Source organism: Nitrososphaera sp. AFS, assembly GCF_009898475.1.
In the GTDB taxonomy this organism is placed as follows: Archaea; Thermoproteota; Nitrososphaeria; order Nitrososphaerales; family Nitrososphaeraceae; genus Nitrosopolaris.
Window position 1 is genome coordinate 1 of record NZ_QURE01000149.1, and the last position, 5399, is coordinate 5399.

Consider the following 5399-nt stretch of genomic DNA (forward strand, 5'->3'; position numbering starts at 1 on the left):
ACCAGTTTAACTAATAAAGTTACCTAAATTTCATCATTTAATGTTAAAAATAACGTATGGCATTAGCTGTTTGTTATTATTATTGAAGAAAAATGGGCCGCCAGCTCTTTTTAACTTATTTCAAGTTAGATCTACCATGACGTTTATATTGATTAATGTCAAACATAGAAACTCAATCAAGGCTGGTGTATATCGGTGTCTGATTATTTTGGTGGGCGAGAAGGAAACACAAACTCAACCAATAATGATTTATTGGCAGAGCCAGAGAGACATAAAGCACAATTAGATGAATCAATAGATTCTCATAAAGAGGAAATTAAAAGAATATGTTATAAGTATGATAAACAGAAAGAGTTTATTAGTGTAGCTGCTCATGAGTTTATTATTTAGCATGTTTAAGAACTAGAGAAGTGGAGAGGATCATTGAATATTAACCCACATAAAATAATTCTTGTAGATAATAACAAAGATGTAGTATCTATTTTAGCAGGCACTTTCGCACTGAACGGATATGAAGTTCATAAGACATATGCTGCAGAGGAGTGTTTGAACAAGATAAAAGAATTAGAAGGCATAGTGGATGTTATTTTTGTGGATGGCAAAATAGCAGCAGATAGAGCTACCATGTTAATTGTCAATGTAAAGCGCGTCAATTCCAAGATACCAATTGTGGTTCTTGCAGAAGACGAAACAAACAAAACAAGGGTTCTGGAATATGGTGCTGACGATTTTGCTACAAAGCCTGTAAGCGCTAATACTATAGTAGCTAAAGTTAACAATGTATTGTTAAAAAAGAACAAGTTGCAGTCTTTTAATACTTGAGAATATCCAGATATGCTTTATATCAGCATCAAATACTTTTTATGAAAAATATAAGCGTCTATACCCTGAAATTCAAGAGGAGTGCTATATACAAAAACCACTTGGGATTAAGAACCTAGCAGGTATTATAGAAAATATTCTGAACAGATTGATTTAATCACACATATTTTGTCAAGAAAAGTAGAACTAAAACAGAACAACAAGTGCCATTGTTCAATACTCTAGCAGTGAATGCATCGAGAACTAATATTACAAGATAAAAGCTACTGCTGGAGGTACAGCCATGAACCTATCGATGATCAGGGTGAGGCTTATGGAGAACCTGGCACTCACCTCTTAAAGCTCGGCCCTTCCATATAATGATCAGAGTTCTTAAGCACCGATATCGTCAGGAAGCCCTCTTGCCTCTTTCAATTAAGTTGTTCAATCAGTGAATACAATATTTTATCATACTTGGACTACATACACAAGTGTATTGCATCCCACCGCAGTAGTCTACGTTGTAGCCACTTGGAAATTTGGTTGTGCGAGAAATACCCATCACATATAGGTACAATGAAAAATAAAATTAATTTGAAAAATTTATGTAAACTAATAGCTCAGTCTTAGCGTTGTACTTTATTATAGAGGTTTAGTACCCATAACCAGAAAGTTTGAATATGGAATCCCATGCGATCCTTACTTCCACATGGTTATATTCAGCGAAGGCTTATTGATGTCAAAATTTAAAAATATTCCCTTTTTGGGGAACATGGTCACATAAGAATTTAAGTGCATCGAAGAATTTGATAGGTGGAAGGTTTGCATAGGCAAAAGAGAACATGATAAAAGAATTCAGGGAGATTAGCAAATCATCTACTGCTGATGTAGTTACTAAGAGAGACAAGGACCGATATTGGAAAAGAATATTAATTGTAGATGATGATCCAGACATCACTAATACATTCAAGATGGGTATAGAAAATGCTAGCAAAAGTATTTCAGTTCACACACATAATGATTCTAGAAAAGTACTTTTAGATTTCGAACCAAACTTTTATGATCTAATGTTAATCGATATTAATATGCCATACATGAACGGATTCCAGTTATCTGAAAAAATTTTAGAAATCGATATCAATGTTAAAATCTGTTTCATGTCTTCAGGGGAAATAAATCGTGATGCATTGAGAGATATCAATCCATCTATAAGCCTTGGATGTTTCATTAGAAAGCCAGTTACGATAGATAATTTGATTGGTAGGATCATCAAAGAGTTGGATTAGTACAGTAGCGAATTCAAAGCCTCCTCTAATCATTACACCATAAACATCGCTTTTGTTAACGATCATCTAGAAAGTATCAATGTCTACAATCATGATGTCAAATTAATAGCTAGATTAGGCCATGGTATTCGAGTTGAGAAAAAATATGCTTCATTGCCAGAGCAACGCTGTTATCTGCGATATTCACCATCCGCGAAGTAGCTTTTGCTTTCACATCTGGGCAGAATTATATGGAGAATTTTCTATATAACAGTTTACTTAGAAGAACCTGTAGTATTTATAGATCTTATGATTTCGATTTATTCGATTAGCTGAACAACTCTTTGACGTCGGGGCGCTGTTCAAGAGTTCATGAGATTCATCCGTCAATCTTTTTCTACTATTCCAGTGAAATATGTAATTAAACAATACTTCTGGTGAAAACCCCGAAATTCATTCCATAAATTTGGTGCTTTAGTAATGCATGTAACACGATTCAATTCACACATTTGCTTTTGTATTCATTGTTAATATCTCCATTAATTGTTTTACTATACCTTCCATACAGCACAATCAACGAGATTAGGTGCGCCCCTTGCTATCATCCCTGGTATCACAGGTAATGTTCTTACTGTGGTTTCTTTCTTGATAGGTACTTCTTCGCTTATTGTAGGATTAAGGATTCAAAATGCTGCAAAGAACCCAACAACAACACCGTCATTTTCGATAACAAAATATTTTGAAATATTAATATTGGCGTTAGTGATCCCTGCAATAATTATTAATATATATGGAATCCTGCTGGTTGGGAGCCATCTATATCCTGAGGACACTCCTTTTTTAGCACTTGTGTATGCTCTTTTTATACCTGCAGGAGCGATATTGAAGTAACCGCCATAAAAATATGGCCGAAATTGGATGTATTCCGCCAGCAAGTTCATAGATTCAATAGCATGTCCTAAGCTTGCACTGTTCAAAGCGGTGACCCCTACCCATTTCTTGATACTATGCTCACTAACACAAGTTCGTCCAACCTTCAGTATTTAAATGTCATTAAATAATACTTCAGATCAATCACCACGATTAGTGTACATGATCCAATTCATACATTCGCTTCGGTATTCATTGTTAATCTCTCCACTGATTGTTCTATTATTACTTCTCTCCATGGAGAATTACACTCTGGGCGCACAACCACAGAACCAAACAGTACAAACAACTAGATTAGGTACGCCAATCGCTATAGCTATCACAGGTAATGTTCTTACCGTGGTTTCTTTCTTGATAGGTACCTCTTCATTCATAATGGGATTAAGAATTCAAAATGTTGCAAAAACCAACAGTGCACTGTCAGCATCTATAACAAAATATTTTGAGATATTGATATTGGCATTAATCATTCCTGCTATAATTATTATATTCTATTATATTATATTCCTGGTTGGAATTCATCTGTATCCTGCAGATTCTCCTTATTTAGCACTTGTTTATGTCCTTTTAATACCTGCAGGAGCGATACTATTCTTACTTATCAAGTTACGTTCTTGAAGTGAGGTGTCGAAGAAATAAGCTCATGGCATTATTTCGGCGCCATTTTTGTTAAAGAATCTGGATGGCCATGCATTGTTCTTTTCACATTCCCTAAGCGCGCCCCGTTTAGAAATTCATGAATGTTGAAGATTTTTTCGTCAGTTACACCAAAAGATTGGAGTTTAACCAACGAAGTTATCGCTTTGTTTCTCTGTGCACAAATTTGGTCAATAGCATATTTCTGCATAACGAGGTTAGATATTTCGTTTTTCAAACCTCCGATTCTCTCATAACTCTCGATCTCTTCCATAACCCGGTAAGCCGCGCTCTCCGTTGGAATATTTCCTAAATCAGCCCTCTTGATGACAGCAGTATGATATGCCACCAATTCTGAAAATCCAATTCCCAACCTCATGACCTGTTCACACATCGGCAATATTTCCTTCAAACGAGCGGCGCGCGATTGCCCAGAGCACTGCATAGTTATAATCTACTATAATTTTAATTCTTTTTATTTTTATCTTATTATTATCACTTTAATGATATGATAGTTTTCACCTCTATCAACGCTAGATTCTATTTCTTTATTTCCTTATATTCTGTAATTTGCGTAGTTGGTTCTTCTGTTTTCACAAATGCGGCATTTGGCCAAAATACCGACCCATCAATTGATTGGTTTACAACAATCCACAGTTCCAAAGATGCACTTAGTAAAAATTACATCACCTATAAAAGGTAAACAAGTCCCGGTTGGTAAAGATTTGTCGATATCTGGAACATCTGTAGACTTCTGGTTGCAAGGTTTCAGTTAAGGTGAATTTTGTTAATCCATATCAGGATGCTTTACCGATCGCAGAAGGTGGACAAAACAACAGCTATTCAAAATGGAATTTTACCCTTACACCAGCATATACCAGTATCCATCCAGGACAAAATAAGATAATTGCCAAATTCTCATGCGCGGATAATCCTAACTTGGTATCAAAAGCAACAGTGAATGTCACCGGCGTAGGGAGTACGATACCCATCGTAGCGACCGCCAACGCTAGTAAGGAAAATAATAATAACAATACTCAACAACAATTGTCATCGATAGCAGCGACACCACCGCCACAATCTACATCTGATACAGTTACTCCCTTGGCAAATAATAATAACGCGACCACTACCACCACCGCCGATGCTGTTGGTACTCCTTCAGCCGCAGGAAATGGAAATAGTGATCCTAAAACCTTATCAGCTTCAATTCATTTTGGTAAGAATTCTATTCATCCCGGTGATACACAAAGTATTACGGTTAGGGTTTCTGACAAAAACTCTGCAAATACCATTTCGGGTGCATCTATCACAGGAAAAATTACAGGTCCATCATCTGGAATGCTTAAGAAGCTTGAAGGTACGACGGATAACAATGGTATAGATACGTATTCCTGGAAAACAAGCAACGATTACACGAGTGGAAAGTACGAGCTAAAAGTAGATGTATCTTACCAAGGATATTCAGAATATTCAACTTCGAAAACATTCAAAGTAATCCCTCTTCCTGTGGCAGACACAGGTACGAGCAGCTATAAAGTTATTCCATATTATAGCTCAAACATAATTAGTTCATATCCTTATAGTACCGATACAAACACTAACTACCATCACCATTCAAAAATAATTAGTTCATATACGTATAATTCCGATACAAACACTAAGCAATATCACCATTCAAAAATAATTAGTTCATATAATTCCGATACGAATACTGGCCATACTGACATCACGACTGGAGGTAAGGGACTAGGGATGAGTAATCTT

General features: G+C 36.0%; 7 protein-coding genes. 5 read left to right on the plus strand and 2 right to left on the minus strand.

Translation table 11 applies throughout. From position 1 onward, the window contains the following. Nucleotides 1–195 precede the first annotated feature (195 nt). The 3 genes from DYY65_RS11890 to DYY65_RS11900 all read left to right on the plus strand — a co-directional run bounded on the left by DYY65_RS11890 (nt 196) and on the right by DYY65_RS11900 (nt 2087). Nucleotides 196–390: a hypothetical protein gene (locus DYY65_RS11890; protein ID WP_162478172.1), complete on the plus strand. Its 195-nt coding sequence runs from the start codon at nt 196–198 to the stop codon at nt 388–390. 33 nt (nt 391–423) lie between these two features. Beyond that, nucleotides 424–822 carry a response regulator transcription factor gene (locus tag DYY65_RS11895; protein ID WP_162478173.1) on the plus strand — a complete coding sequence of 133 codons (399 nt, stop codon included), beginning with the start codon at nt 424–426 and terminating at the stop codon, nt 820–822. Between the two features lie 821 nt (nt 823–1643). Then, complete coding sequence (locus tag DYY65_RS11900) at nt 1644–2087, plus strand: response regulator (protein ID WP_162478174.1); 444 nt, start codon at nt 1644–1646, stop codon at nt 2085–2087. Between the two features lie 662 nt (nt 2088–2749). Here DYY65_RS11900 and DYY65_RS11905 read toward each other — a convergent pair. Next, a complete protein-coding gene (locus DYY65_RS11905; protein ID WP_162478175.1) occupies nt 2750–3043 on the minus strand; it encodes a hypothetical protein in 294 nt (97 codons plus the stop codon). Between the two features lie 190 nt (nt 3044–3233). Between DYY65_RS11905 and DYY65_RS11910 the strand changes: the two genes are divergently transcribed. Continuing rightward, nucleotides 3234–3614, plus strand: coding sequence for a hypothetical protein (locus tag DYY65_RS11910; protein WP_162478176.1), 381 nt, complete (start codon nt 3234–3236; stop codon nt 3612–3614). Nucleotides 3615–3645: 31 nt separating this feature from the next. Here DYY65_RS11910 and DYY65_RS11915 read toward each other — a convergent pair whose 3' ends face one another. Then, nucleotides 3646–4026 (minus strand): hypothetical protein, encoded by a 381-nt coding sequence (locus DYY65_RS11915; protein ID WP_162478177.1) that lies wholly within the window; start codon nt 4024–4026, stop codon nt 3646–3648. Between the two features lie 383 nt (nt 4027–4409). Between DYY65_RS11915 and DYY65_RS11920 the strand changes: the two genes are divergently transcribed. Beyond that, the coding region (locus tag DYY65_RS11920) for a hypothetical protein (RefSeq protein ID WP_162478178.1) at nt 4410–5399 on the plus strand (990 nt) is incomplete at its 3' end.

Coding starts and splice junctions, on each gene's coding strand:
- DYY65_RS11900 (WP_162478174.1), top strand. CDS start 1,644: ATGATAAAAGAATTCAGGGAGATTAGCAAATCATCTACTGCTGATGTA.
- DYY65_RS11910 (WP_162478176.1), top strand. CDS start 3,234: ATGGAGAATTACACTCTGGGCGCACAACCACAGAACCAAACAGTACAA.
- DYY65_RS11915 (WP_162478177.1), bottom strand. CDS start 4,026: ATGTGTGAACAGGTCATGAGGTTGGGAATTGGATTTTCAGAATTGGTG.